This window comes from Enterobacter sp. BNK-13, from assembly GCF_048685015.1.
In the GTDB taxonomy this organism is placed as follows: Bacteria; Pseudomonadota; Gammaproteobacteria; order Enterobacterales; family Enterobacteriaceae; genus Enterobacter; species Enterobacter quasiroggenkampii.
Window position 1 is genome coordinate 797144 of the sequence record NZ_JBLQTP010000001.1, and the last position, 24208, is coordinate 821351.

19 protein-coding genes are annotated in these 24208 nt (G+C 55.4%); 3 read left to right on the forward strand and 16 right to left on the reverse strand.

The annotated features are described in order from the left end of the window. Positions 1 to 10 precede the first annotated feature (10 nt). Complete coding sequence (locus ACMGGQ_RS03745; RefSeq protein ID WP_048226016.1) at positions 11 to 709, forward strand: GNAT family N-acetyltransferase; 699 nt, start codon at positions 11 to 13, stop codon at positions 707 to 709. A 33-nt stretch (positions 710 to 742) separates the two neighbouring features. Here the strand turns inward: ACMGGQ_RS03745 and ACMGGQ_RS03750 are convergent, their stop codons facing one another. From ACMGGQ_RS03750 to betI, 9 genes are all read right to left on the reverse strand, one after another. Further along, entirely contained in the window at positions 743 to 2437 is a 1695-nt protein-coding gene (locus tag ACMGGQ_RS03750; RefSeq protein ID WP_343665574.1) for a thiamine pyrophosphate-binding protein, read from the reverse strand. A 33-nt stretch (positions 2438 to 2470) separates the two neighbouring features. Further along, positions 2471 to 3211, reverse strand: coding sequence for an SDR family oxidoreductase (locus tag ACMGGQ_RS03755; RefSeq protein ID WP_061715795.1), 741 nt, complete (start codon positions 3209 to 3211; stop codon positions 2471 to 2473). Positions 3212 to 3484: 273 nt separating this feature from the next. Next, positions 3485 to 4132, reverse strand: a complete 648-nt coding sequence (locus ACMGGQ_RS03760) for an anti-sigma factor (RefSeq protein ID WP_069719628.1) — start codon at positions 4130 to 4132, stop codon at positions 3485 to 3487. Further along, positions 4129 to 4683 carry an RNA polymerase sigma factor gene (locus ACMGGQ_RS03765; RefSeq protein ID WP_048026924.1) on the reverse strand — a complete coding sequence of 185 codons (555 nt, stop codon included), beginning with the start codon at positions 4681 to 4683 and terminating at the stop codon, positions 4129 to 4131. The genes ACMGGQ_RS03760 and ACMGGQ_RS03765 overlap by 4 nt, the downstream gene beginning before the upstream one ends. Before the next feature lie 43 nt (positions 4684 to 4726). After that, on the reverse strand, positions 4727 to 5290 hold the full coding sequence (locus ACMGGQ_RS03770) for a fasciclin domain-containing protein (protein ID WP_024906966.1): 564 nt from the start codon (positions 5288 to 5290) through the stop codon (positions 4727 to 4729). Between the two features lie 329 nt (positions 5291 to 5619). Then, a protein-coding gene (locus ACMGGQ_RS03775) for an IS3 family transposase (RefSeq protein ID WP_348957715.1) occupies positions 5620 to 6974 on the reverse strand; the annotation gives its coding sequence in 2 pieces (ribosomal slippage) (positions 5620 to 6524 and positions 6524 to 6974; 1356 coding nt in all). 348 nt (positions 6975 to 7322) lie between these two features. Then, positions 7323 to 8987 (reverse strand): choline dehydrogenase, encoded by a 1665-nt coding sequence (gene betA, locus ACMGGQ_RS03780; RefSeq protein WP_420289611.1) that lies wholly within the window; start codon positions 8985 to 8987, stop codon positions 7323 to 7325. A gap of 13 nt (positions 8988 to 9000) precedes the next feature. Next, positions 9001 to 10473 (reverse strand): betaine-aldehyde dehydrogenase, encoded by a 1473-nt coding sequence (gene betB, locus ACMGGQ_RS03785; protein ID WP_420289612.1) that lies wholly within the window; start codon positions 10471 to 10473, stop codon positions 9001 to 9003. Positions 10474 to 10486: 13 nt separating this feature from the next. After that, positions 10487 to 11074: a transcriptional regulator BetI gene (gene betI, locus ACMGGQ_RS03790; RefSeq protein ID WP_023343550.1), complete on the reverse strand. Its 588-nt coding sequence runs from the start codon at positions 11072 to 11074 to the stop codon at positions 10487 to 10489. Between the two features lie 128 nt (positions 11075 to 11202). On the opposite strand from betI, the gene betT reads away from it, so the two are divergent. Beyond that, complete coding sequence (gene betT, locus ACMGGQ_RS03795) at positions 11203 to 13236, forward strand: choline BCCT transporter BetT (RefSeq protein ID WP_420289613.1); 2034 nt, start codon at positions 11203 to 11205, stop codon at positions 13234 to 13236. Between the two features lie 46 nt (positions 13237 to 13282). On the opposite strand, the gene ACMGGQ_RS03800 is transcribed toward betT, so the two are convergent. The 7 genes from ACMGGQ_RS03800 to ACMGGQ_RS03830 all read right to left on the reverse strand — a co-directional run bounded on the left by ACMGGQ_RS03800 (position 13283) and on the right by ACMGGQ_RS03830 (position 22857). Then, positions 13283 to 15388: a prolyl oligopeptidase family serine peptidase gene (locus tag ACMGGQ_RS03800; RefSeq protein WP_420289614.1), complete on the reverse strand. Its 2106-nt coding sequence runs from the start codon at positions 15386 to 15388 to the stop codon at positions 13283 to 13285. Then, on the reverse strand, positions 15385 to 17517 hold the full coding sequence (locus tag ACMGGQ_RS03805) for a peptidase domain-containing ABC transporter (protein WP_420289615.1): 2133 nt from the start codon (positions 17515 to 17517) through the stop codon (positions 15385 to 15387). Before ACMGGQ_RS03805 ends, ACMGGQ_RS03800 begins: the two co-directional genes overlap by 4 nt. After that, entirely contained in the window at positions 17510 to 18784 is a 1275-nt protein-coding gene (locus ACMGGQ_RS03810; RefSeq protein ID WP_167212087.1) for an HlyD family secretion protein, read from the reverse strand. Before ACMGGQ_RS03810 ends, ACMGGQ_RS03805 begins: the two co-directional genes overlap by 8 nt. A 132-nt stretch (positions 18785 to 18916) precedes the next feature. Further along, a complete protein-coding gene (locus ACMGGQ_RS03815) occupies positions 18917 to 19159 on the reverse strand; it encodes a hypothetical protein (RefSeq protein ID WP_420289616.1) in 243 nt (80 codons plus the stop codon). Between the two features lie 140 nt (positions 19160 to 19299). Next, a complete protein-coding gene (locus ACMGGQ_RS03820) occupies positions 19300 to 19518 on the reverse strand; it encodes a hypothetical protein (RefSeq protein ID WP_045909632.1) in 219 nt (72 codons plus the stop codon). 349 nt (positions 19519 to 19867) lie between these two features. Next, on the reverse strand, positions 19868 to 20521 hold the full coding sequence (gene entD, locus ACMGGQ_RS03825) for an enterobactin synthase subunit EntD (protein WP_420289617.1): 654 nt from the start codon (positions 20519 to 20521) through the stop codon (positions 19868 to 19870). A gap of 86 nt (positions 20522 to 20607) precedes the next feature. Then, positions 20608 to 22857 (reverse strand): TonB-dependent siderophore receptor, encoded by a 2250-nt coding sequence (locus ACMGGQ_RS03830; RefSeq protein WP_420289618.1) that lies wholly within the window; start codon positions 22855 to 22857, stop codon positions 20608 to 20610. Between the two features lie 138 nt (positions 22858 to 22995). Here ACMGGQ_RS03830 and fes point away from each other — a divergent pair, with 138 nt between their 5' ends. Next, positions 22996 to 24201, forward strand: a complete 1206-nt coding sequence (fes, locus tag ACMGGQ_RS03835; RefSeq protein ID WP_420290552.1) for an enterochelin esterase — start codon at positions 22996 to 22998, stop codon at positions 24199 to 24201. Positions 24202 to 24208 lie beyond the last annotated feature (7 nt).

The window sequence follows — 24208 nt, forward strand, 5'->3', positions numbered from 1 at the left end:
AGTCACCGCCGTGCCCGAAATCAATCAACATGGTCAAACCGTTAACGATATCGTTCCCGACTGGAAAGGCGCGCGCGCGTTAACCCGCACGCCGCTGTTCGGCCAGTATTGCCGCCTGGAGCCGCTGGACGCCGATCGCCACGCGGCCGATCTCTATGAGGCCTACGCGCTGGGCGACGACAGCGACTGGACGTGGCTTGCCAGCATGCAGCCAACGAGCGTGGAAGCCACCGCGCACTGGATCATGGCGAAGGTCATGGATGATGAGCTGGTGCCGTTTGCCGTCATTGACTTACGCACCGAACGGGCGGTGGGGCTGGTGAGCTATATGGCTAACGAGCGGCTGCTGGGGTCGGTGGAGATAGGACATGTCACCTGGTCGCGTAAGATGAAAGGTTCCCGCATCGGCACTGAAACGGTGTGGCTGCTGCTGAAAAATGCGTTTGAGCACGGCTACCGGCGGCTGGAGTGGAAGTGCGATTCGATGAACGTTGCCTCACGCAGGGCGGCGGAGCGGCTGGGGTTTGTCTGGGAAGGGCGCCTGCGCCAGAAGCTGGTGCGCAAAGGGCGCAACCGCGACAGCGATATGCTTTCTATTATTGACGGCGAATGGCCGCAAAGAGACGCGGAGCTGCGCGCCTGGCTGGCGGCGGAGAATTTTGACGACGACGGGCGTCAGATAAAGCGTCTTGAGGCGTTTCGGTTATAAGTTTTTTATGTAGGGTACAGCGTAAACGCGCGGCTAATCCGCGGAAATCGCGATTTCAATCAGGTTGGTTTTTCCTGACTGTAGCCCGCGCGCTACCGCTTCGGCGATATCGGCAGCCTCGGTTACCCGGCAGCAGTGGACGCCCATGGCGGTGGCCAGCGACTGAAAATCGATATGCGGGTTCACCAGGTCCATCCCGATAAAACGCCCCAGCCGCGTTGAGCTGTAGTCAGCCTGGCTCTTCATAAAGTTTTTCAGGATGTTGTACTCCCTGTTATTCATGACGATAAAGGTGACCGGCAGATTTTCGTGTGCCGCCGTCCAGAGCGCCTGCGGCGAGTACAGGGAGGCTCCGTCACCTATCAGGCAGACCACCGGCTCCCGTCCGCGTCCCAGCGAGTGCCCTACTGAGGCAGGCATCCCCCAGCCCAGTCCGCCGCCGCGCATAAAGTAGTAGCGCTGGTGCTGCTGGTCAGAGATGAACCGGCGGACATGCCTGGCGGTCGCTATCGCCTCATCAACGATGGTGGTACCCGCCGGAATGGATCGGATGACTTCCCAGGCTGCGACCATCGGGGAGATCGCCGGGCGTAGCCGCTCGGCGGCCAGACGTTCCTCCTGCTGCTGCCACTCCTTCTCCCGTTCGTCGTGGGCCGCAACCAGCAGCCGCTGGTGGGCCAGCCTGCTGGCGATCAGGCGCTGCTTAAGCTTTGGCAACAGTTCGTGCAGGGACAATTTGATATCTCCCATCACCGAAAGGCGAGTGGCATAGGTGCGGCCAAGTTCGTGCATATCCGCCGAGAGCTGATACACCGCGCAGGTCGCCGGAATGGCCTCCCCCTCGCTGTACAAAATAGTGATCAGGCTTCTGCCGCCGATGATGAATACGGCATCGTAGGCGTTGATGATGCTGGCGATTTCGCTGGCGGTGGTGGGCATATTGCCCCGCCAGAGGGCGTGCTGAGTGGGAAAAGGTAAATTCAGCGGCCAGGAGGAGCCGTAGACGTGGGCGCTGAGCGCTTCCGCCAGCTGGACAATCTCCTGCGTCGAGCCGCTGGAGTGCACCTCATCGCCTGCCACAATCATGATCCTGCCGGGCGTAACCTGGCTCAGTTCTTCGGCCAGTTCGTCCAGCGAGCCCGCCACGGTGTGGTAGTTCACTTTCGAGGCCGTTTGTATCCCGGCGTCGCTGAGCTCTTCCATCACGTTCATTGGCAGAGAGAGCAGCACCGGACCAGCCGGAGGATAGCTGGCAGCGTGAAACGCGCGGCGCACCAGCACCGGGAGCTGGTCGGCGCTAGTGACCTCCTGCGCCCATTTCATGACCGGGGAGCCAATGGAAACAATATCATCATACAGCAGCGGGTCGCGGACGTAGTGCCGCGTATCCTGCTGTCCAACGGTGACCACCAGCGGGGTTTTCATGATCCGCGAATTAATCAGATTCCCCATGCCGTGCCCCAGACCGCTGGCGGTATGCAAATTGATAAAGCCCGTTTTACCGGAGGCTTTCGCATAGCCGTCAGCAATCGCCACTACTGTGCTCTCCTGAAGCGCCAGAATATAGTGAATATTTTCATGGCGAAGCAGGGCATCAATGAGCGGAAGCTCGGTGGTTCCGGGGTTGCCAAAAATATATTCCACTCCTTCACTCTCCAGCACTTCAAGGAGAATATCGGCACCCGTTCGCATATTGAGTTCTGATAAGGACGTTAATGATTTAATCATACTGGCACCTCATTCAGTATTATTTAACCCAGGCTAAAATTCTTCCTGCGTTGGACGAACAACAATTTCATTAATATCAACGTCGCCAGGCTGTTCAATAGCAAATAAAACCGCGCGGGCAATTGCTTCAGCCGGAATAGCCTGCTTATAAAACTCATGGAGAAATTTTTTGCTCTCTTCGTCAGAACTGCCGAATTGCAGTTCGCTCTCGACGGCACCGGGCGAAATAAGCGTCGTGCGGAGGGTTTTACCCGCCTCCTGACGTAAGCCTTCACTCAGCGCGCGGACGGCGAATTTCGTGGCGCTGTACACCACGCCGCCAGGCGCCAGCACCTTGATGCCCGCGACGGAGGCAACGTTAATAAAATGCCCGCTGCCCTGACGCTGGAACACCGGAAAAGCGGCAGCGATGCCGTACAGTACCCCTTTCAGATTGGTATCAATCATCTTGTCCCATTCGTCGGTTTTCAGCTCGCTAAGCGGGGCGATAGCCATAAAGCCCGCGTTGTTGATCAGCACATCCACGCGCTGGTAGGCGGCAACGGCAGCGTCAATGGCGCGCTGAACCTCTTCCTGACGGGTGACATCGGCCTTGACGGCAATAGCCTTGCCGCCTTGCTGAATAATCTGATCCACCAGGGCATTAATTCTGTCCAGACGGCGCGCCACCAGCACCAGCGAAAACGCGTTATTTGCTAAATGGAGGGCAATCGCCTGACCAATACCGCTGCTGGCACCAGTAATGACAACAACCTTGTTTGCACTATTATTCATGATCTTATCTCGCTATTGAGTGATGCAAAAAATAAAAGGCAGCGAAGCGTTAATGAATAATGACAAATTCATTAACGCGGTTTTGGATATATTGTGTATCGGGAATAAAATGATGTTCGTTTAAAACTTAATGGAGTACGGAAGAGTCTGTCAATGTCGTTTTTTAATAATTAAATTAATTGCAGGCCTAATATTTAATTCTTATAGGTAACCGAGAATAGTATATAAATGAAATCAGGTCACGATAGCGGCCCTGCGAACAGGGCCTGAGGATTATAATTTGCCACTGTAAAGCACCGGGCCTGTGGGGAGTCCAGTGGGCGAGCCGCCCTCTGGTTCAAGGCTTATGGCTATCGTGGCGTCAGGAGGGAGCGTTGTGTTCCTGAGAGTGACGCGTGTGGGGATGTCGTTATGCAGCAGCCCCATGGATACCGGCGCCTGCCCGCCTGGGATCAGCCAAAGCTGCAGGCTGTGTTGCGCCGCGACGACCGTTGGTCGAAGAGGGGCAATGCTCAGGTGCTGACGGCTGGCGTCCGCGCTGACGACCCACTGTCCGTGCTGTTGGGTATCGTTGAGTACCATCAGCGGAGCGAGTTCCGGGGTACGGATGGCATACCAGGCAACGACCGACAGGGCGGCGAGGGAGGCCGCAGCCATCCAGCCGACATAAGGCCGACTTTTGCGTAAAGGTTTTTTGGGCGGCAGATCGAGGGCGATTCTCTTCCACACCGTCTCGGGTGGCGGGACGGGCACAAGATGACTATCCAGCGTGCTGAACATCTCCTGCCAGTACGCCACGCGGGCGGCCAGAGCGGGTTCATGGAGGACCCTTTTCTGGAACTGAAGCCGCGCTCCTCCCCGCAGCGTGCCGAGGGCATACTCTGCTGCCAGCATGTCGTCGCGTTTTTCTGCGTCATTCATAGCCCGACACACTCCCGAAGATGGTCCATTGCCCGACGTATCCAGCTTTTCACCGAGCCCAGAGGCTGCTGGAGCCAGTCGGCAATGTCGCTGTGAGACATTCCCTGATAGTAGGCGAGCGTAATGCTCTGGCGCTGCTCGCTGCTCAAATGTTCGAGACACTGCCTGAGCCGTTCTGCCTGCACATCGTCGTGCCAGTTATTCTGCTCATCGTTCTCGCAAGGCAGAATCGCGTCGTTATACGCCGTCTCGCGGTCGGCAGCGCGGGTTTGCCCGCTGCGCAGCCAGTCAATACAGCGGTTGCGCACAATGTGCGTAAGCCAGGTCATCGGGGAGCTCAGTGTAGCGTTGTAGGTTTCGGCTTTACTCCAGACGGTGATAAAACAGTCGTGAAGGATCTCTTCTGCCCACGCGCGGTCACGCAGCATGCGCAGCGCGACGGCAAACAGGTGTGGCGACGTGAGTCGATAAAGTTGTTCAAATGCACGGCGATCGCCGTTTGCGACCGCCTGCATTAATTTCAGTTGCTGTTCAGCCAGCGCGTTATCCATGTTTTTCCCGGAAGGCAACGTCACACTTCCGAAGTATAGACAACTACTTAGGCATCAGGACGGTATCAATCACATCAATCACGCCGTTTTTTTGATGAACGTCATAGGTGCTAATGTTCGCCACATTGCCTTTACCGTCCTTAAGCTGAATATTGTGCGGGCCGTTGCTCATGATCCACAGTGGCTGACCGTTAACGGTCTTCAGCTCCGCGTGGCCGCCGCCTTGTTTAATTTTCTGCTCCAGCGCTTTCATATCGTAATTACCGGCGACCACGTGATAGGTCAGGATGCTGGTGAGCGTGGCTTTGTTTTCGGGTTTGACCAGGTTCTCGACCGTGCCGGCAGGCAATTTCGCAAACGCCGCATTGGTCGGCGCAAACACGGTGAACGGCCCTTTGCTCTGAAGCGTATCCACCAGTCCTGCCGCTTTGACGGCGGCTACCAGCGTGGTGTGATCTTTCGAGTTTATGGCGTTTTCAACAATATTTTTGCTCGGGAACATTTCCGCTCCGCCCACCATCACGGAGCCTGACGTCATGGCGGCTGATGCGCCTGCACAGAAGAGTAAAGCGCTGGTTACGAATGCAACGCGGGTTAGCTTTTTCATCATCTTTCCTCGGATTGGGGAGCAAAGGGGTTGCTCACATATGCATATACGAGGGGAGGGTGGAAACTGGATGCAGGAAAATAAAAATAAATTTTTGAAGGGGGAGGTTAATCCCCTCTCCCCTATGGAGCTGAGGGGCCCCACAAACTAATGCCAGCACGGAACAGTCCCCTCGCCCCTCCGGGGAGAGGGTTAGGGTGAGGGGAACATACAGCTGTTGTGGTCATTCCGTTCACTTTATGTTCCTTGCTACTCTGTAACCCCATAACCTGTGAACGTGCCAGGGTGGCTCAGTCTGCACTGAACCCCTAAACCTGGACACCATGCTTTCATTGTTGTTCTGTCAGAGTCCGGTATTCAACCGGACTCATCCCGCCCGTTTTTAAACTGATTCGTTCGGTATTGTAATAGCGAATATACCTGCCAATATCGCTTTCAAGCTCTTTCACTGAACTGTACTTTTTCCTGTAATACATCTCTACTTTCAGGTGACTGAAGAAGTTTTCCATCACTGCATTATCCAGACAGTTGCCCTTACGCGACATACTTTGTGTTATGCCTGCATCAGCCAGCATTCTGCGCCAGACAGGCGTTCTGTAAGCCCAGCCCTGATCACTGTGCAACATCGCACCTTCTTTGTTTCTGCATGCATTAAGCGCTTTTTTTAGCATCCTGCAGACCAGAGGTTGCGACTGACTGGTTGATGTTTGCCAGGCCACAATTTCATTATTGAACAGATCCTGAAGGGCCGAAAGGAACAGTTTTTGACCACCGGCACGGAACTCCGTCACGTCTGTGCACCACTTTATCCCACTGCGTTCGGCTCTGAAGTTGCGAGCAAGAAGATTATCGGAAGCCGGGCCACCACCGGCCATACAGGAACGGTATTTTCTTCGGCGCAACTGGCATGTCAGATCATACTTTTTCATCAATATACGAACCGTTTTATGGTTCAGCGTGAAGGCCTCATTACGCAGTGCCGCCGTCATTCTTCGGTAACCATAGCATTGGGCGTTTCTCTGACTGATCGTGAACATAGCACTGACAGCAGCCGCATACCGAACCGGCTCACCTGCGGGTCTGGATATCTGGTAATAATACGTGCTGCGCGCCAGCCCTGCGGCACAGAGCAGGTAAACAAGTCGGTGGTCTGCAAGCAGACTCTGTATCACTCGCGCTTTTTCTGCTGTTCCCTGAGAGTCTTTTCTTCCCTCAGGGCTTTGAGCTTTTTTAGATATGCGTTTTCCGCCCGCAGATATTCCAGCTCTCTCAGAAGTTCTGAGGGAGTCATCTCACTGAGCGGTCTGGAGTCAGGTATAAACTTTTTCTGTGACATAGCGGGCCCGGATTTGGCTGTATTAAGCGCCTGTGCGCCGCCTTTCCGGTAACGTCTTGTCCAGTCGAGAATGAGCGACTCATTTGGAATGGCAAAGCGCGCTGAAGCTTCCGCATAGCTGCACCCGTGTTCAGCAACATAACGGATTACGCGGAGCCTGAAAGCTGAAGTATAGGTCCGTGCAGGACGGTCCTCCAGCCCGGCCTTCCCCTGACGCCTGTAAGACCGTATCCAGCGGGTAAGAGGTGTTCGGCCAACACTGAACAGACGGGCTGTTTCTTTAATGCTCGACTGGCCAGTCATGTAATGCTGAACAGCCTCAAGACGGATGTGGAAGGGATATCTCATAAGGACCTCCAGATTCTATGATCTGGTGTCCTGGATATGGGGTTCAGTGCAGTCGCCACCACCCTGGCGACCCGGGCTCCCGGCGGTAAATCGCCGCTACGCGGTGCCCTCGGCTTATTCCTTCCGGCTTATCGGGGACGGGCGGAGGTAACGTCCCTGTAAAGCCCGCCCTCTCGGCGCATCCATGCGCCTCGCCCCGGCCTGCAGGAAACGCCTCAGCGATTTACAGCTGGACCAGGGCATCGCTGAAAGGCTTCAGTCGTTCTTAAACAACGTTATTGATGCTGCTTAAAATTACTGGGGATCCCTCAGCCTATGGGAAGAGGGCCAGGGTGAGGAGAAATATCCTCAGCGACGAACCGGCGCCCCGTTCGCCACATAATACGCGGCCGTGCTCTTCGCCAGCGGCTCGCGTCCGCGAATGACGTCGGCAATCTTTTCGCCGATCATAATGGTGGTGGCGTTCAGGTTGCCGGTGATAATTTGCGGCATGATCGACGCATCCACCACGCGCAGCCTTTCCAGCCCGTGAACGCGGCCTTCGCCGTCGACCACCGCCATCTCGTCGTAACCCATCTTGCAGGTGCCGCACGGGTGGAACGCCGTTTCCGCGTGGTTGCGCACGAACTCGTCCAGCTGCTCGTCGGTCTGGCAGTCAATACCCGGACTGATTTCACGGCCGCGGTACTTGTCCAGCGCGGGCTGGTGCATGATCTCGCGGGTGATGCGGATCGCGTCGCGAAACTCCTGCCAGTCCTGCTCGTGGGACATGTAGTTGAACAGGATCGCCGGATGCTGGTGCGGATCGCGCGACTGGATGCGCACGTGTCCACGGCTCGGCGAGCGCATGGAGCCGACGTGGCACTGGAAGCCGTGCTCTTTTACCGCGTTCGAGCCGTTGTAGTTAATCGCCACCGGCAGGAAGTGGTACTGAATGTTCGGCCATTCAAACTCTTCACGGCTGCGGATAAAACCACCCGCTTCGAAGTGGTTGCTCGCGCCCACGCCGGTGCCGCCAAACAGCCACTCGGCGCCAATCTTCGGCTGGTTCCACCACTGCAGGGCAGGGTAGAGGGAGACCGGCTCTTTGCATTCGTACTGGAGGTACATCTCCAGGTGATCCTGCAGGTTTTCCCCCACGCCGGGCAGATCGTGTACCAGCGGGATATCGAACTGTTTCAGCAGGTCAGCGTTGCCCACGCCGGAGCGCTGGAGGATCTGCGGAGAGGCAATCGCCCCGGCACTCAGCAGCACTTCTTTTTTTGCCGTCGCTTTGGATGGGATGGTGCTTTCACCCTCCAGCCACTCGACGCCCACCGCGCGCTTGCCCTCAAAGAGGATGCGATCGGTCATGGCGTGGGTGCGGATGGTCAGGTTTGGGCGCGGTTTCGCCTGATCCAGATAGCCGCGCGCGGTGCTGGCGCGTCGGCCCTGCGGCGTGACCGTGCGGTCCATCGGGCCGAAGCCTTCCTGCTGATAGCCGTTGAGATCGTCGGTGCGCGGATAACCCGCCTGCACGCCCGCCTCCACCATTGCCTCAAACAGCGGGTTCACGCCCGGTTTCGAAGTGGTGACGCTCACCGGACCGTCGCCGCCGTGATAGTCGTTCGGCCCCACGTCGCGCGCCTCTGCCTTGCGGTAGTAGGGCAGGCAGTTGAGGTAGCTCCAGTGCTCCAGGCCCGGCTCTTTCGCCCAGTGGTCGAGGTCCATCGCGTTACCGCGGATGTAGCACATGCCGTTGATCAGCGACGAGCCGCCCAGCCCTTTGCCGCGCCCGCACTCCATGCGGCGGTTGTTCATGTACGGCTCTGGCTCGGTTTCGTACGCCCAGTTGTAGCGCTTGCCCTGCAGCGGGAACGCCAGCGCGGCGGGCATCTGGGTGCGGAAGTCAAAGCGGTAATCCGGTCCGCCTGCTTCAAGCAGCAGGACGGTGGTGTTCGGATCTTCAGTCAGTCGTGTAGCCAGTACGTTGCCGGCAGAGCCGGCCCCGATAATGATGTAGTCAAATTGCAAATAAACCTCCCGGTTAAAATATGGACTGGAATTTACCCATCTCAACCTGGATGGACTTCACCTGGGTATAGCTCTGCAGCGTCATCACGCCATTCTCGCGGCCAATGCCGGAGTGCTTGTAGCCGCCGACCGGCATCTCTGCGGCGGATTCACCCCAGGTGTTGATCCAGCAGATGCCCGCCTCGAGCTGATGAATGGCGCCGTGGGCGCGGTTCAGGTCGGCCGTGACGATGCCTGCCGCCAGCCCGTAGTCGGTGTCGTTGGCGCGGTGAATCGCTTCCTCAATGGACTCATAGGTGAGGATGGACATCACCGGGCCGAAGATCTCTTCGCGCACGATGGTCATCTCGTCGGTGCAGTCGGTGAACACGGTCGGGGCCACCCACGCGCCGTTGTCAAAGCCTTCGCCCTTCAGCACGTCGCCGCCGCACAGCACGCGCGCGCCTTCCTCTTTGCCTTTGGCGATGTAGCGCATCACGCTGTCGCGGTGCGGGAAGCTGACCATCGGACCAAAGTTGGTAGCTTCATCGAACAGATCGCCCGCGCGGATGCGGCCCACGCGCTCAACGATTTTCTGCTCAAACGCAGCTTTGAACTTAGCCGGAACAAACACGCGGGTGCCGTTGGTGCACACCTGGCCGGAGCTGAAGAAGTTGGCCATCATGGCGATGTCCGCAGCGAGATCCAGATCCGCATCGTCAAAAATAATCAGCGGCGATTTGCCGCCCAGCTCCATTGTCACCTCTTTCAGGGAGGAGGCCGCGGCGTTCGCCATCACCTTTTTGCCGCTGGCGACGCCGCCGGTAAAGGAGACTTTGGCGATGCCCGGATGCTCGGTCAGGTACTGGCCGGTCTCCGCGCCCACGCCCGGCAGGACGTTAAACACGCCGTCCGGCAGGCCCGCTTCGGTGTAGATCTCGGCAAGCTTCAGGGCGGTAAGCGGTGTCACTTCGCTCGGCTTGAAGATCATTGCGTTGCCCGCCGCCAGCGCCGGGGCCGATTTCCACAGGGCAATCTGGATCGGGTAGTTCCATGCGCCGATGCCCGCCACCACGCCCAGCGGCTCGCGGCGGGTATAGACAAATGAGGTCTCGCGCAAGGGGATCTGGCTGCCTTCCAGCGCCGGGATCAGACCCGCGTAGTACTCCAGCACGTCCGCACCGGTGACGATATCCACGGTTGAGGTTTCGGAATACGCTTTACCGGTGTCGAGGGTTTCCAGCTTTGCCAGATCGTCGTTGCGCTCGCGCAGGATGTCGACGGCGCGACGCAGGATGCGAGAGCGCTCCATGGCGGTCATCGCCGCCCAGACTTTTTGCCCGCGCGTTGCGCTTTCTACGGCGCGATCGACGTCTTTGCGCCCGGCGGCCTGAACGGTCGCCAGGACTTCACCGTTGGCCGGGTTGATGGTCTCGAAGGTGCGACCGCTGGTGGCCGATGTATAACCACCATTGATATAAAGCTGCTGTTCTGCCATTCGGGACATAAATTCTCCTCGGTTATTCGGTCGGTAAATGCTGGCTGATAAAGTGGCTGGTCAGTGACTGCGCCAGGGTCTTATCCAGCGGCTTGCCGCTCAGCGCGGCGCGCAGCCACAGCCCGTCGATCAGTGCCGCCAGCCCGTAGCCCGCCTCCTGGGCCTGCTCGCGCGGAAGCTCGCGGCGGAACTCGTACACCAGGTTCGACAGCAGGCGGCGGCTGCTCACCTGCTGCAGGCGGTAGAGCATCGGCTGGTGCATGCTGCTTGCCCAGAAGGCCAGCCAGGCCTTCATCGCCGCGCTGCTCACCTGGGTTTCATCAAAGTTACCGCCAACAATCGCCTGCAGACGCTGCTCCGCGCTGCCGTTCGGCAGGGCGTGCAGGCGGCTTAATACCGCATCGCGCAGCTGGCCGGTGATGTCGCGCATGGTCGCTTCCAGCAGGCCGTTTTTGTCTTTGAAATAGTGACTGATGATCCCCGTGGAAACGCCCGCCCGACGGGCGATCTGCGCGATCGTCGCGTCATGCATTCCCACTTCATTTATTGCTTCCAGCGTGGCGTCGATAAGCTGCCTGCGCCGGATCGGCTGCATCCCCACTTTGGGCATTTTTGCCACTCCATTCATCAGCGTTGGTTAACCATTAAAGCGGTTTTTGATTGGACGTTCAATATAAAATGTGTCTTAATTGTTGCGGATTTGGATTTTAATAGTTACAAAAATAGTGAGGATACTGGATGACAGACCTTTCACAGGACAGAGAAAAAGACAAAATCAACCCGGTCGTTTTTTATACGTCCGCCGGGCTGATTTTGTTGTTTTCCCTGACAACGATCTTCTTTCGCGATTTTTCTGCCGAGTGGATTGGACGCACCCTGAACTGGGTGTCAAAGACCTTCGGCTGGTACTACCTGCTGGCGGCGACGCTCTATATCGTCTTTGTGGTCTGCATTGCCTGCTCGCGCTTCGGCTCCGTTAAGCTCGGTCCCGAGCAGTCCAAGCCCGAGTTCAGCCTGCTGAGCTGGGCCGCGATGCTATTTGCGGCAGGCATCGGCATCGACCTGATGTTCTTCTCCGTGGCGGAACCGGTCACGCAGTATATGCAGCCCCCGGAAGGGGCAGGGCAGACGATGGAGGCCGCGCGCCAGGCGATGGTCTGGACGCTGTTCCACTACGGCCTGACCGGCTGGTCAATGTACGCCCTCATGGGGATGGCGCTGGGATACTTTAGCTATCGTTATAATTTGCCCCTCACCATCCGCTCCGCGCTGTACCCGATTTTCGGTAAAAAGATCAACGGCCCGATTGGCCACAGCGTCGACATTGCGGCGGTGATCGGCACCATCTTCGGCATCGCGACAACGCTCGGGATTGGCGTGGTGCAGCTCAACTACGGGCTGAGCGTGCTGTTTGATATTCCGGATTCGATGGCGGCGAAAGCGGCGCTGATTGCGCTCTCCGTCATTATCGCCACCATTTCGGTGACGTCGGGCGTCGATAAGGGCATCCGCGTGCTCTCCGAGCTGAACGTGGCGCTGGCGCTGGGCCTGATCCTGTTCGTGCTGTTTATGGGCGACACCTCATTCCTGCTCAATGCCTTAGTGCTGAACGTGGGCGACTACGTGAACCGCTTTATGGGCATGACGCTGAACAGCTTCGCCTTCGACCGCCCGGTGGAGTGGATGAACAACTGGACGCTTTTCTTCTGGGCGTGGTGGGTCGCGTGGTCGCCGTTTGTCGGCCTGTTCCTGGCGCGTATTTCACGTGGCCGCACCATCCGTCAGTTTGTGATGGGCACGCTGATTATCCCGTTCACCTTTACCCTGCTGTGGCTGTCGGTGTTCGGCAACAGCGCGCTCCATGAGATCATCCACGGCAACGCAACCTTTGCAAAGGAAGCGATGGCGCACCCGGAGCGCGGTTTCTACAGCCTGCTGGCGCAGTACCCGGCGTTCACCTTTAGCGCCTCCGTGGCGACCATTACCGGCCTGTTGTTTTACGTCACTTCGGCGGATTCCGGCGCGCTGGTGCTGGGCAACTTCACCTCGAAGCTCAAAGACATCAACAGCGATGCGCCGAACTGGCTGCGTATCTTCTGGTCCGTCGCCATCGGCCTGCTGACGCTCGGCATGCTGATGACCAACGGCATCTCGGCGTTGCAGAACACCACGGTGATCATGGGGCTCCCGTTCAGCTTCGTTATCTTCTTCGTGATGGCCGGGCTGTATAAATCGCTCAAGGTGGAAGATTACCGCCGTGTCAGCGCCAGCCGCGACACCGCACCGCGTCCGATGGGGGCCCAGGACAGGCTGAGCTGGAAGAAACGCCTGTCGCGCCTGATGAACTACCCGGGCACGCGCTACACCAAACAGATGATGGAGACGGTCTGCTTCCCGGCAATGGAAGAGGTGGCGCAGGAGCTGAAGCTGCGCGGCGCCTACGTGGAGCTGAAAAACCTGCCGCCGGAGGAGGGCGAGACCCTGGGGCACCTGGACCTGCTGGTGCACATGGGCGACGAGCAGAATTTTGTCTACCAGATCTGGCCACAGCAGTACTCGGTCCCCGGCTTTACCTACCGGGCGCGCAGCGGGAAGTCGACCTACTACCGGCTTGAGACCTTCCTGCTGGAAGGAAGTCAGGGCAATGATTTGATGGACTACAGCAAGGAGCAGGTGATTACGGATATTCTGGACCAGTATGAACGGCACCTGAACTTTATCCACCTGCACAGGGAAGCGCCGGGGAATAGCGTGATGTTCCCGGATGTTTGAACCATTTCGTGTATGAATGACAGGGCACCCGTAACGGGTGCCGCTTTCACCTGTCCTGAACGTGAAGACCGGTTTTCCAGATGAAGAAACTTACCGTGTCGACTAATTTTGAATCGGCCTCGGCATAGGTTGCCGCACTGTGTCCTCCCTGACGGTAAGCCAGAACCAGCACGCTGCGCGGCGAGCCGATCTCCTCTAAACGGGCGGCGAATTTTGCTGTTTGCCACGGGGAAACGCGCTGATCATGCAGGCCCACGGTTAACAGCACGGGAGGATAACGTTTTTCAGGTACCAGATGCCGGTAAGCATCTATTTTCAATAAGTTTAGCCTGCCTGACGGCGTCAGCGGCGATCCCAGTTCGTCATAGTTCATCACGCCTATCGGAATGTTATCCAGTCGGCTGGTATTCAGCATCCCGGCGTCTATGGCCACTGCGGAAAACAGTTCCGGGCGACGGGTCATCGCCATACCCACGATAATTCCCCCCGCGCTTTCACCCCCGATTGCCAGTTTTGACGGTGAGGTGTAGCGACTGTCGATAAGATATTCCGCGCAACGGATAAAATCGGTAATGGAATTTTCTTTCTTATCCGCTCTTCCTGCTTCGTGCCATTCAGGGCCCATTTCACCGCCTCCGCGTACATGCGCGATAGCGAGAATACCGCCTTGTTCCAGCCAGAGCAGACGGGTCAGATCGAATGAAGGAAACGTACTCACGCCGTACGCGCCATAAGCCGTCAACCAGGTAGGGACCGAACCATCGCGCGCAATGCCTTTACGGTATATGAGAGTCAGTGGGACGCGAACATTCTCTGCTGTAGTGACCCATTTTTCTTCCGTCACATAGTCTGTCAGGGGCTGGCTTAATGGCGGTATTAACTCTGTTTTCTGGAGAATGTTATCCGCAGGTTGATAATGATAAATGACGGGGGGATTAAGCCAGCCCTGACGGGTGAAGAGAATGTCCTGACTATCGCTGCTGGCAAATATCGCACTCACGTCTTCATCTGCAGGGACCGGAATTGCCTGGTGGTGACTGATATCAGCAAACGGAATACGCATGAATTTACTGCTTCCGGCGTTATGATAAGCCACATAAAGTGAATCCCTACTCAGGCTTAATTGTGTTAACTCTCCGTTCGACCAGCTCATCACGTGTTCTTTGGTGGAGGCAGGAGCCGCCAGATTGATGCGTGAAATATCATAGCCTGAGGAGGCGTTATAGCTCGCCAGATAAATCCACTTCCCGGAATAAACAAAGGCAGAAACATTTTTATCGGTATCAACAATTTTGTTCCAGGTGAGTGTGCTGTTGTCATCCGCGTCTTTTTTAGCGGCAAAAAGGTAGCCTCCATAACCACTGATGGATTTTGAAACGTTAACAATCAGATATTCAGAATCAGGAGAGGTGTACAGATTAACGTTTTCGCAGGCTTTTTGTGCGAGTTCAGGGAGCGTGCGCCAGTCAAACGTCATAACGTCTCTGTCGTGCCCTATACGATGGAGGTAGACCTTGCCGCAGGTTTGTCGTCCTGAATCCTGAGTGATGGTGTTGAGACTATAATAAAAGGACTGATTATCCGCGGCCCAGACAACGCTGGGATAGCGAACGTCGGGTATATGCGTATCTAATACGACATTATCCACAACCCGGATAACGGTAATTCTCGTGCTTTCAGTCCCGTTTCTTGAGAGCCCAAAAGCCACGTAGCGACCATCATGTGAAGGGCTAAAAAAATTAATCCCATAGCCAACAGGCGGATCGATGAGCACCCGTTCCGGTTTGCTCTTCTGTCTTACAAACAGCCGCAGGTATGGGTGTTCGACCGTTGAGCGTAGATAAAAACGATTTTGTCCCGCATCATAAATATCAGAAATAGTGGGGGCCGTATTCTCCAGCTCGCTTAACCTTTTCGCCAGCGTGTTTCTCCATGGAAGGGCGTGGAGTGTCTTAACCGTCTGGTTTGAGCGTTGATTTAACCAGCGAGCAGTCTGTTGGGGGTGAGTTTCCATCCAATGATAAGGATCCATGCCATCCTCATAGGGATTTGCGTTAGCATGAGCGAAAAAGAGACAGCCGAAAAATGCGAGGATCGTAATAATTATCTGCTTGCTGATAGGTTTTATTCTCGGTATCAGGCAATGTTTCATTTCTGGCTGGGCTCATGTTGTTCTGTTAGTGGCGTTAGTTGAATCACACGTTCAGCGGATGCGATAGTTGATTTTCTGTGCGCGATGATAATGCGTGTGATGTTTAACTTTTTGATGGCTGCATTGACATAGCACTCACTCTCTTCATCCAGTGCGCTGGTCGCTTCATCCATAAATAATATTCCGGGTTTGCGATATAGCGCGCGCGCAATAAAGAGTCGTTGTTTTTGTCCACCTGATAATCCTTCACCGAGTTCACCAATTAGGGTCTCGTATCCCATAGGCATTTTTATAATCACGTCATGGATATAGCTGGCGCGGGCGCAGGCTTCCATCCACTCCTTATCGCCTTTGTCATCAAAGCCACAAATATTTTCCCTGATTGATCCAGAGAACAACTTATCATCCTGCATAACGCAGCCGATAATTTTACGATAGTTGTTTAAACCCAGCTGTTGAATGTCATAACCGTCGATTGTGACGGAGCCCGAAAGTGGTTCAAATAACCCACAAAGTACTCTCATAAGCGTGGTTTTCCCCGCTCCTGACGGTCCTGTAATCGCCACGCTTTCACCTGCTGAAACCTTGAATGAGAGATTGCGAAAAACATCGGCGGAATGCTCGTCATAGCGATAGCTCAGCGCATGGGTTTCAAGAGTAACAGGTTGCATGGTATTTATGATTTCTCTGTCAGGCTTTTTCATTTCTCTTACGTTAAGCGCAATATCGGATACGCGTTCGTTATGAAGATGCATCATGCGCAACTTCATCAGAAAATTTGTCAGTGACCAGATTCTGTCGGCGAATTGTTCTCTGAACACGCCAAAAGCGATGAACATCCCAATTGTCATCGCGTTTTCTATGATGAGTTTTGAACCCAGCCATAACATTGTTATTTGTTCGCAGGCAATAATAAAAGCGTTTACCCCACCAAAAAGCAGATCCATTTTGGTGATTTTTATCTCTGTATTGATCGTGTCAATTTCCAGATTTAACCAGTGAGTGCCGCGTCTCTCACTCAAACCCTGCATTTTTACGGTCGCGATACCGTACAACGTTTCCATGAAATAGGACCGGGTGCGGGCATCTCTGATGAGGGTTTCTTCCGATAACTCGCGATAGGTACTGTAGGTCATTAGTCTGGTCAGAACATACAGCGCAGTAAAGCCTATGACTACGCCAGTCAGCCAGCCGCCATAAAGTATCATCATCACGATGACACCCATCATCATGGTTCCATCGATAAGTGCCCCAATGATGCTGCTGGTAAAAGTTTCCCGAAGCGTGTTCAGTGATCCAAAGCGCGACTGAATATCGCCCAGCTTGCGCCGCTCAAAATAGCTTAGAGGCAGCCGCACGAGATGGGTAAAAAGCCCGGACTGCCACTGCACATTGATAAGCGTCGTCATTATCAGCGAGGACCATGAACGTAAAGCACTCAACGCCACGCGCAGTAAAGTAAAGAGAAACAGGCCGATACAAATCACCGTTAACAAGCCCATATCTGCGGCGGGAATAGCATGATCCAGGGCGAGTTGAGTGCCTATCGGTATAAGCAGGTTGATGGTTTCAATAATGAGCGAATAGAAAAATATTTTGCCTAACATTCCCTTAAGGCCGTGCACCTTCGCGGCCAGGGACCTTAGGCTGAACTGATGGCTTGTTGGCTGTGCGGCAAATGTACTTCCGGGCCATACTTCGAGCGCTATGCCGGTAAAGTATTTCGACATCTCCTCCATACCAACTTTTCTTCGCCCCCGAGCGGGGTCGTGAAGTATGGCTCGATTCTGCTTCACGCTGACGAGTACCACAAAATGGTTAAAATCCCAGTGCAGGATGCAAGGAGTCTTAAGCGCGCTGAGTTCATTGAGATCGAGGGATAAACAGCGTGTTGCGAGTCCAAGCTGTTCAGCAATTTGCGTCATGCCTGCCAGTGTGGTGCCCCGTGCCGACAGGTTAAATTGTTGACGCAGGGCGATGAGGTTGCTCTGTTTGCCATAGTGGCTACAGATCATCGCGAGGCAGGCCAGGCCGCACTCTGACGATTCCGTCTGGTGGACCAGCGGAACCCGGGAGCGCAACTGGAGATCCAGCTGTTCGATGAGGGTTTTAAGAGAGCGTTTACTCATTTACCGGACCCCCGGCGCTATTTTTCATATCGTAGAAGGGTGAAAGCATCCACTGGTAGATTTTTCTTTTTTCCAGAAATAAGGTGCTTTGAGCCTGCATACCATTGCCTAAACTCAGACGTTTGCCCGCATAGGCAATGTTTTGTCTGTCAGGCCTGATAATAATTTTGTAGTAAGGGGCGGCCCCGGGTGAGGTCGCTTTAAGTGCCCCCTGATAGGTTTGCATCTCCTGAGGGGAGGCAGGGGAACGCGAGATAACCGAAATGGAGCCCCCAAACATGCCAAATTTTTGTGCCGGAAACGCCTCATAGCGAATGTTCACCCGGTCGCCAGGAGAAAGGTAGGGGACGGCATCATTAGGCACCCATGTGACAAGAGAAAAATGATCGATAGTCAGAGGGATAATTTGCAGGAGGCTGTCGCCAGGTTTGATCATCTGCCCAACAGTAACGCTCAGGGAGTCTACCCGCCCGTCAGACATTGCCCGGATGATAATTGCGCCCCCGGCATCAATATTTAGACGCTCTTTTTGAAGCTCGTAGCGCTGAAGCTCCATCTGGTGGATCTGGTTATCAAATTCGGCAGCCTGAGTTTGAATCTGGCTTTCGAGAGTGGTCACCTGCAACGCGTTCTGATCGCTTTGAGCAGACAAATTAAGCATATTATTTTGTCGCTCGTAGTATAAGGCTATCTGGTTTATCAACTGATCCTGCGTGATAAGTCCGCGCGCTTGATAATGCCGATAGTTTTCCATGTTCGTTTTCATGACGCGAATGCCTTCCTGGGCTTGTGCGATAATGTCTGAGGATCTTTTGAGGGCCGCACTGTATTGCTCTTTTTGTTTTTTTAGCATTTCCAGAGTGTTTCTTTTATTCTCCTGAAGAAGATCCGTGATTTGAGCAATACGTGTAAGTTGGTTATCGACATCCATTCGCTGGTTATCACTCACAACACCGCTACGCGTGCTTTTACTAACATCTATCATGTAGATAGCATCGCCTGTTTTGAGCAGTTGACCTTCAGTGACAAACTGTTTAACTACAACGCCCTGGACACTGGCATACACATTTGATGAGCGGGGATACGTGGATATCTCACCCATCACTGTGATCCTTCTTGTATAGCTGAATGTCAAAATGAAAACGATAAAGGCAACAATAAAAAAAGCAGATAATCCGGCAACAAGCCAAATTGGAATACCAGGTAGTAATAAGGCCTTTCCCTGCCATCGCATTTTTTTGTATTCAACCGCTTGTTGGCGATACACGCATGCTATTCCTTTTGTAAAGCAAGTCTTTAGATTTAGCCTGATTCCAGGCGATCATTTTTAGCTGAATGGCGCCTGGTTATTCCACCTGTTCCAAAACGTTCACTGACTGTCCTGGCCATTAGCTCTCAGTCAGTAATGTTGACCCGGTAAAGATTCAGCCATCTTTTCCATTGCGTCCGTCATGTCCTCCGGGACCTCCTTTTCCGCCTTTGCCCCCTTTCCCCCCTGGGCCACCGTTACCGCCATCTCCTCCGTTACCTCCACGTCCACCATTGCCGCCGTTGCCGCCATTGCCTGACCCACACGTGCCACCGTTTCCTCCACGACCTCCGTTCCCACCGGCGCCCCCATTGCCGCCATTACCGCCGTCACATTGTGATCCTCCGGAAATAAGCTGCATCTCAGAATTCAGTAATTTTCGCATTTTCATCTCCTGATGAAATAAGTACATCCTTCACGATGGCCCACAATAAAAATCTATCGTGAGCCGTCGTATTCGCTGTTAAGGGTGATTAACGGCGTCCGCCATTATTACCACCACCACAGTTTCCGCCATTACCGCCGTTGCCGCCATTACCCCCACGGCCACCATTACCACCATTGCCGCCGTTACAGGTACCACCGTTACCGCCACTGTTACCATTGCCGTTACCACTGTGATTACCGTTCCCGTTACCAGCACCAATTCCACCAGCGACACTGCTCATTTCATTTTGGTTTAATTCACGCATTATACTTTCCTTAGTGATATTGAGTTAATGTAAAACAGCGAAAGCATAATGTTCCTAAAATTATAAAATTGAAATGATTTATTTTGTGTTTATTGATTTTTTTATCTTGGTATTTTTGATCTGGCTCGAGGTTTTATGGCTGAGTTCTGTTATGAAAAAAACCTGCTCGCATACTTTTAAATGCTCAAGGAAAATTTTGGTGGCTATTATAAATGGTAGGGAGGGGCTTAACATTTTTTCCCGGTGGGTGTACGTTTATTTGATTGGTGGCTATAGGGGAGGATGGTTTTGTTATTATTCATCTGGTATTAATTAAAACTAAATTGCTGGAGCAATAAACAGGGCAGCATTATTCCTGAACGACAATCATTGTATATACCTCTCCATTAACACGTTGCCAGGCGAGGCTAAAGCATTTTCCCTGCTGATAACGGCCCGCCGGATGGCTGAGCGTCAACGCGATAGTTTGCTGATTCAACGCCGTGACCCGTGCACAATCGAATCCCATGTAGCGCCTTGCCGTAGGGAACAGTGCTTTAAACAAACTTTCTTTGGCGCTGAATGCAAGCGTCAATACCAGCGCAAAGGGGTAGCCCGAGCGCGTCAGGCACATCGCTTCCTGTGCATCAATGATGCCGTCCTGGATTTCGCGGGCTTCACGGTCAGGAAGAATGGCTTCGCAATCAATACCCACAAGCGCATCTCGATGACGGACGGCAACCGCCATCGCCTGCGTGCCGCTGTGGGTGATGCTCCCTGAAACGCCTTCCGGCCAGAGCGGCTCACCGCTGGGGCCGATGCCGGGCACGGTGTGGTCAGGTAAGGCATGCGCGGCGGCGATGCGGCCTGCCAGATGCTCGGCTTTGCGTTTGCGCCCGGCGTTTGCAAGCTCGGCGTGGTGGGGGAGCCAGAGGAGATCGGCGTCGGTGAAGGTGGTTGGGTCGAAGGTGACGTGGTGAACGGTGTGGCCGGCGAGAATGAACGTGGTGTGGGTTGTGTGCATGGTTTTTCCTCTATCAGCAAATAGTGCGGCCTGATGTCCTCACCCCAGCCCTCTCCCACAGGGAGAGGGAGGCGTTGTTGCCTTTATCAGAAACGCGTATTCACGCTCATATACCACGTGCGGCCTGGCTCATTATAGGTATAAGCCCCCGCGCCGTACATATACGCACCGGTGGTGGCGTTGCCCGTGGTCTGGGCATTACCCGCGCGCCACTGGCGCTTGTCGAAGACGTTATCCACGCCGCCGGTCAGGCTGACGTTTTTGGTCATGTCCCAGGTTGCGCTCAGGCCCACGATGCTGTACGGACTGACTTCGTCTTTCTCAGACCCGGTCACCGGCTGACCTTTGTAATTGTACTTCTTCGGCTGCTGCTTGCCGTACCAGGTAAAGGTCGACTGGAGCGACACGTCCTGATGCACCTGCCAGCTCAGGGTTGAGTTCAGCGTGTACTCCGGAATGATCGACAGACGGTCGCCGGTCTCCTTGTTCTTGCTCTGCAGCATGTAGGTGATGTTGTTGGTCCAGTTAATCGTGTCGCTGACCGGCACGTTCAGGGAGCCTTCCAGACCTTCAACCACCGCCTTCGGCACGTTTTCCCACTGGTAGATATCCGTCTGCACTTTACCGGAAGAGGTGTGACCAATCGGCGCGTAGCCCGCTTCAATCTTGTCGCGGTAGTCGTTGCGGAACCAGGTGACGCCCACCAGCCAGCCGTCGTGTTTCCACTCCAGGCCAATCTCTTTGTTGATGCTGGTTTCGGCCTTCAGGTCGTCGTTACCCATCATGTAGCAGCCCACGCCGTCGGAGCTGGCGTAGCAGCCCTGGCCTTTGCTGTAGAGCAGGTAGTTCGGGTTGGTCTGGTACAGGCTCGGCGCCTTATAGGCGCGGGCGATCCCCATCTTCAGCGTGAAGTCATCCCCCAGACCCTGCGACAGGTTAAGTGACGGGCTCCAGTTGTTGCCGACGATGGTGTGATGGTCGAAGCGCAGGGCAGGGGTCAGCATGGTGCTGTCGGTCAGCTCCATGTTGTTTTCGGCGAACAGAGAGAAAATCTCTGCCGACGTGTACGGGCTGCGGTCATTGCTCATGCCCGGAATGGTGCCGCCCTGCTGGGTTTGGGTGAAGGAGGTCGAGTCCTTCATGCGCTGCTGGTTCCACTCGGTGCCGAGCGTCAGGTTCTGGTTAACGAGGAAATCAATCGGCAGGTTGATTTCACTGTGCAGCATCACGTCGGCCAGATCGGTGTCGGTGAATTTATTACTGTTGAACAGGCCTTCCAGACCGCCCGCCAGCCCTTCGCCCAGACGGGAATTGCGGGTGTGCTCGTACTGCGCCCAGTTGCTGGTGGTAATGCCGTTATCCCAGCCGCCGTTCCAGGTCACCGCGAAGTTCTGGCGATAGATACGGTTGGTCTCTTTGCCGTAGTTCTTTTTCACCAGACCGCTGGAGCTGTTGTCGTTGTTGGTGTTCTGGGTATCACCGGCGTAGAGGTTATTCTGACGGCTGTAGCCCGCCTCAAATTCCAGAGACTGCATCGGCGCAAAGTCCCAGCGCACCACGCCGTTAATGTCTTTATTTTCCACCCCTTCACGGCCCGCGGGCAGCGTGTCGGCGTAGGCACCGGTTCGGTCAGACTGATGACCCTGGTTGATGTCCCACGCGTCGGCCTGGGTTTTGTCCAGATTGCCGAACATGCGGAAGCTGAAGTCGCCGCCCAGCGGGCCGCTCAGGCTGAAGTTAGTGCGTTTGGTGGAACCTTCATCCTTGTGCTCAGGCGCATTCAGGTAGGTATTCCAGGAGCCGTGCCACTGGTCGTCGAATTTTTTGGTGATGATGTTCACCACACCGCCTGCCGCACCATTGCCGTAGCGCGCGGCGGCCGGACCGCGGATCACTTCGATGCGCTCGATCATCTCCGGCGGCACCCAGCCGGTATCGCCGCGGGTGTCGCGCTCGCCGCGCCAGCCCAGACGGATGGAGTTTCGGCTGGTCACCGGCTTGCCGTCGATCAGGATCAGGGTGTTTTCTGGCCCCATACCGCGGATATCAATCTGACGGTTATTCCCGCGCTGGCCGCTGGTGGAGTTACCGGTCAGGTTAACGCCCGGCATGGTGCGGATGATTTCCGCCACGTCCCGCGCGGGCGGGTTTTTACGTATCTCATCGGCGGTGATGGTCGATACCCCCGGCGCCTGCAGATTCTGCTCGGCGGCGGTGATCACCATCGTGTCTTCGTGCTGCGCAGAGGCGGTGTTGTCGTCTGCCAGAGCGGGCAGCGCGACGCCGTAAATCCCTAAATTGACCAGCAAGGCCAGAGAGTGAATCTTCTTATTCATTGTACGTCCTGCTTTTGTGGTTGTTTTATGAGCGCTTCCCACAGCGCGGGCACTACGCTATTGCAAATGCAAATAGTTATCAATAATATTATCAATAAAATTTGCTCTCAAACAAAAAAGACTGTTAAACATGAGGTTATAAGGGTGACGGCGTTAACAACGGGAAGTGAAGCGTGGTGGCAGTCGAAAAACGGGCCTGAATGGACGCCGGAAAAGGGAAGCTATCGCGTCACGTTCTGGTGGCGTGACCCGGCAGGAACGCAAAGAACGTCACCGATCAAACGCGTCTGGCTCTACGTCACCGGCGTGACCGATCACCACCAAAATGCCCGCCCGCAGTCTCTCGAACGCATTCCCGATACCGACGTCTGGCAGTGGCAGGGCAAGTTCAGCCCCGAGTGGCGCGGAAGCTACTGTTTTATCCCTTCCGTGAATGAAAACGATTTTGCCAGTGTCGTGTTTGAAGGCGAGCAGCCGGAGCGCATGGCGCTGCGCGAAGGGTGGCGCAAGCTGCTGCCGCACGCGGTTTCCGACCCGCTGAATCCGCAAAGCTGGCGCGGCGGGCGCGGCCATGCCGTCTCCGCGCTGGAGATGCCGGGCGCGCCGGTTCAGCCGGGGTGGAATCATCCCGATACGCCGTATCAGCCGCCAGTCTGCATTGAGTGGGAAAGCGCGCGCCTGAAAAATCGCCGTCGCGTCTGGATTTTCACTACCGGGGATCATAGCCCGGAACGCCCGCTGGCGGTGCTGCTCGACGGGCAGTTCTGGGCCGAAAGCATGCCGGTCTGGCCTGCGCTGGCGTCGCTCACCGCCGAACGCAAATTACCGCCTGCGGTCTACGTCTTAATCGATGTTATCGATATGGAGCATCGCAACCGCGAGCTGCCGTGCAATCCCGATTTCTGGCTGGCGGTGCAGGAAGAACTTCTCCCCCTTGTCCAACAATGCGCGCCGTTTAGCGACCGCGCCGACCGTACGGTGGTGGCTGGCCAGAGCTTTGGCGGTCTCGCGTCGCTTTATGCTGGCCTCCACTGGCCGCAGCGTTTTGGCTGCGTGCTTAGCCAGTCCGGCTCCTACTGGTGGCCACACCGCGGCGGCCAGCAGGACGGGCTGTTAATCGAACAACTTAAAGCCGGTGAAATATCTCCTCGCGGGCTACGCATCATTCTTGAAGCCGGGCGCAACGAGCCGCTCATCTTCCGCGCGAATCAGGCGATTTACGCCGAACTGCACATACACCAACCGGTTATCTGGCGTCAGGTTGACGGCGGACACGATGCGCTTTGCTGGCGCGGTGGGCTGACGCAGGGGCTGATGACCCTCTGGCAGCCGCTTATTCACTAACGGAGTC

Excerpts from the sequence above, each read along its gene's own strand:
- ACMGGQ_RS03830 (WP_420289618.1), bottom strand. The coding sequence starts at position 22,857 with ATGAATAAGAAGATTCACTCTCTGGCCTTGCTGGTCAATTTAGGGATT.
- ACMGGQ_RS03755 (WP_061715795.1), bottom strand. The coding sequence starts at position 3,211 with ATGAATAATAGTGCAAACAAGGTTGTTGTCATTACTGGTGCCAGCAGC.
- ACMGGQ_RS03760 (WP_069719628.1), bottom strand. The coding sequence starts at position 4,132 with ATGAATGACGCAGAAAAACGCGACGACATGCTGGCAGCAGAGTATGCC.
- betB (WP_420289612.1), bottom strand. The coding sequence starts at position 10,473 with ATGTCCCGAATGGCAGAACAGCAGCTTTATATCAATGGTGGTTATACA.
- ACMGGQ_RS03750 (WP_343665574.1), bottom strand. The coding sequence starts at position 2,437 with ATGATTAAATCATTAACGTCCTTATCAGAACTCAATATGCGAACGGGT.
- ACMGGQ_RS03800 (WP_420289614.1), bottom strand. The coding sequence starts at position 15,388 with ATGAAACATTGCCTGATACCGAGAATAAAACCTATCAGCAAGCAGATA.
- ACMGGQ_RS03765 (WP_048026924.1), bottom strand. The coding sequence starts at position 4,683 with ATGGATAACGCGCTGGCTGAACAGCAACTGAAATTAATGCAGGCGGTC.
- ACMGGQ_RS03805 (WP_420289615.1), bottom strand. The coding sequence starts at position 17,517 with ATGAGTAAACGCTCTCTTAAAACCCTCATCGAACAGCTGGATCTCCAG.
- entD (WP_420289617.1), bottom strand. The coding sequence starts at position 20,521 with ATGCACACAACCCACACCACGTTCATTCTCGCCGGCCACACCGTTCAC.
- betI (WP_023343550.1), bottom strand. The coding sequence starts at position 11,074 with ATGCCCAAAGTGGGGATGCAGCCGATCCGGCGCAGGCAGCTTATCGAC.
- ACMGGQ_RS03820 (WP_045909632.1), bottom strand. The coding sequence starts at position 19,518 with ATGCGTGAATTAAACCAAAATGAAATGAGCAGTGTCGCTGGTGGAATT.
- betT (WP_420289613.1), top strand. The coding sequence starts at position 11,203 with ATGACAGACCTTTCACAGGACAGAGAAAAAGACAAAATCAACCCGGTC.
- ACMGGQ_RS03770 (WP_024906966.1), bottom strand. The coding sequence starts at position 5,290 with ATGAAAAAGCTAACCCGCGTTGCATTCGTAACCAGCGCTTTACTCTTC.